2 rRNA genes are annotated in these 3,105 nt (G+C 57.6%); both read right to left on the reverse strand.

Going from position 1 to position 3,105, the window contains the following annotated elements:
- Positions 1-22 precede the first annotated feature (22 nt).
- Positions 23-138: ribosomal RNA gene (rrf, locus tag AO398_RS26460) — 5S ribosomal RNA — on the reverse strand.
- Positions 139-277: 139 nt separating this feature from the next.
- Positions 278-3,085: ribosomal RNA gene (locus AO398_RS26465) — 23S ribosomal RNA — on the reverse strand.
- Positions 3,086-3,105 lie beyond the last annotated feature (20 nt).

A 3,105-nucleotide genomic window follows, 5' to 3' on the forward strand; every position in this document is an offset into this window, starting at 1 on the left:
TGGGTGTGATTGCGTTGTGCGGGTCTGGCGGCGACCGACTCTCCCGTGCCTTGAGACACAGTACCATGGGCGCTGGCGTGTTTAACGGCCGAGTTCGAGATGGGATCGGGTTCTGGGCACGCCGCTCAAGCCACCAGACCGGCACATCGCAATTTGTTTTGGACTTCGCCTCCGCAGGGTGCTGCGACGGCGAGGTCCTCGTTCGGCAAGCATGCAGCGTCTGGCGCTGCTGGTCTTTATGCAACCGTATCGTGTGTCACGGACACGGATCACGGGAGCGATCAAGTCAATCGGGCGATTAGTACCGGTCGGCTCAACGCGTCACCGCGCTTGCACCCCCGGCCTATCGACGTGGTCGTCTTCCACGGCCCTCAAGGGAGGTCTCGTTTTAAGGGGGGTTTCCCGCTTAGATGCCTTCAGCGGTTATCCCGTCCGTACGTAGCTATGCTGCACTGCCGCTGGCGCGACAACAGCTCCACCAGAGGTACGTTCATCCCGGTCCTCTCGTACTAGGGACAAAGCCTCTCAAACCTCCTACACCCACGGCAGATAGGGACCGAACTGTCTCACGACGTTCTGAACCCAGCTCACGTACCACTTTAATCGGCGAACAGCCGAACCCTTGGGACCTTCTCCAGCCCCAGGATGTGATGAGCCGACATCGAGGTGCCAAACGACCCCGTCGATATGGACTCTTGGGGGTCATCAGCCTGTTATCCCCGGCGTACCTTTTATCCGTTGAGCGATGGCCCACCCACGCGGGACCACCGGATCACTATGACCGACTTTCGTCTCTGCTCGACCTGTCCGTCTCGCAGTCAAGCGGGCTTATGCCATTGCACGCGACGAGCGATTTCCGACCGCTCTGAGCCCACCTTCGTACGCCTCCGTTACGCTTTGGGAGGCGACCGCCCCAGTCAAACTGCCTGCCATGCGCGGTCCCGGACCCTGATCAAGGGTCGCGGTTAGACCACCATATCGCCAAGGGTGGTATTTCAAGGACGGCTCCACCAAGGCTGACGCCCCGGCTTCAAAGCCTACCACCTATCCTACACATGCCGACACGAAGGCCAGCGCAAAGCTACAGTAAAGGTGCACGGGGTCTTTCCGTCTGACCGCAGGAACCCCGCATCTTCACGGGGAATTCAATTTCACTGAGCCGATGCTGGAGACAGCGGGGAGATCGTTACGCCATTCGTGCAGGTCGGAACTTACCCGACAAGGAATTTCGCTACCTTAGGACCGTTATAGTTACGGCCGCCGTTTACCGGGGCTTCGATTCAAAGCTCTCACCTCTCCTCTTAACCTTCCGGCACCGGGCAGGCGTCAGGCCCTATACGTCGTCTTACAGACTTCGCAGAGCCCTGTGTTTTAGATAAACAGTCGCCACCCCCTGGTCTGTGCCCCTCTGCCCTACTTGCGTAAGACAGAGGCCTCCTTATCCCGAAGTTACGGAGGCAAATTGCCGAGTTCCTTCAGCATCGTTCTCTCAAGCGCCTTGGTATACTCTACCAGTCCACCTGTGTCGGTTTCGGGTACGGTCTTACGCGGAGGCTATTTCCTGGGACCCCTTCACCGCCTGACCAATCCGATAAGGTCAAACGATACACGGCATCCGTCACCATCCGCTGGCCGGGGAATGTTCGCCCCGTTCCCATCGACTACGCCTTTCGGCCTCGCCTTAGGGGCCGGCTAACCCTGCGCAGATTAACTTTACGCAGGAACCCTTGGACTTTCGGCGAGAGTGTCTTTCACACTCTTTGTCGTTACTCATGTCAGCATTCGCACTTCCCATACCTCCACGGCCCCTCACAGGTACCGCTTCGCAGGCCTAGGGAACGCTCCGCTACCACGCACACCGTAAGGTGTGCATCCGAAGCTTCGGCTCGTGGCTTGAGCCCCGTTACATTTTCGGCGCAGGACCCCTTATTTAGACCAGTGAGCTGTTACGCTTTCTTTAAAGGATGGCTGCTTCTAAGCCAACCTCCTGGTTGTTTTGGGAGTCCCACATCCTTTCCCACTTAGCCACGAATTGGGGGCCTTAGCTGTCGGTCAGGGTTGTTTCCCTCTCCACGACGGACGTTAGCACCCGCCGTGTGTCTCCCGCGCAGTACTCTCACGTATTCGGAGTTTGGTTGGGTTTGGTACCGCTGTGGGCGGCCCTAGCCCATCCAGTGCTCTACCCCGTGAGGTATTCACGCGAGGCGCTACCTAAATAGCTTTCGCGGAGAACCAGCTATTTCCGAGTTTGATTGGCCTTTCACCCCTAGCCACACGTCATCCAAGACCTTTTCAACGGGCACTGGTTCGGACCTCCAGTGGGTGTTACCCCACCTTCATCCTGCACATGGCTAGATCACTCGGTTTCGGGTCTAAAGCCACGAACTGAACGCCCTGTTCAGACTCGCTTTCGCTGCGCCTCCACCTATCGGCTTAAGCTCGCTCGTAACTTTAAGTCGCTGACCCATTATACAAAAGGTACGCGGTCACCCAGGACGAACCTTGGGCTCCCACTGTTTGTAAGCATCCGGTTTCAGGTGCTGTTTCACTCCCCTCGTCGGGGTGCTTTTCACCTTTCCCTCACGGTACTGGTTCGCTATCGGTCGCTGAGGAGTACTTAGGCTTGGAGGGTGGTCCCCCCATGTTCAGACAGGATTTCACGTGTCCCGCCCTACTCGAGTCCTGTGGTTCGTCCGTCCCGTACGGGGCTGTCACCCATCACGCCGGCCTTTCCAGACCGTTCCGGTAAACTCACCACAGGCACTGGCCTGATCCGCGTTCGCTCGCCACTACTGACGGAGTCTCGTTGATGTCCTTTCCTCCGGGTACTGAGATGTTTCAGTTCCCCGGGTTCGCTTCAAACCCCTATGGATTCAGGATTTGATACCTTCATGTGACCAACCGTATTGAGAGTTCAGGCTCACGCCTGAACCCACAATACGGAAGGTCGAAGGTGGGTTTCCCCATTCGGAAATCCCTGGATCAAAGCTCGTTCGCAGCTCCCCAAGGCTTATCGCAGCGTACCACGTCCTTCATCGCCTCTCAGCGCCAAGGCATCCACCGAATGCTCTTAAGACACTTGATCGCTCTCGTGATCGATGTCCG

Origin of the sequence: Methylobacterium sp. GXS13, assembly GCF_001455965.1 — a bacterium.
Taxonomy (GTDB): domain Bacteria; phylum Pseudomonadota; class Alphaproteobacteria; order Rhizobiales; family Beijerinckiaceae; genus Methylobacterium.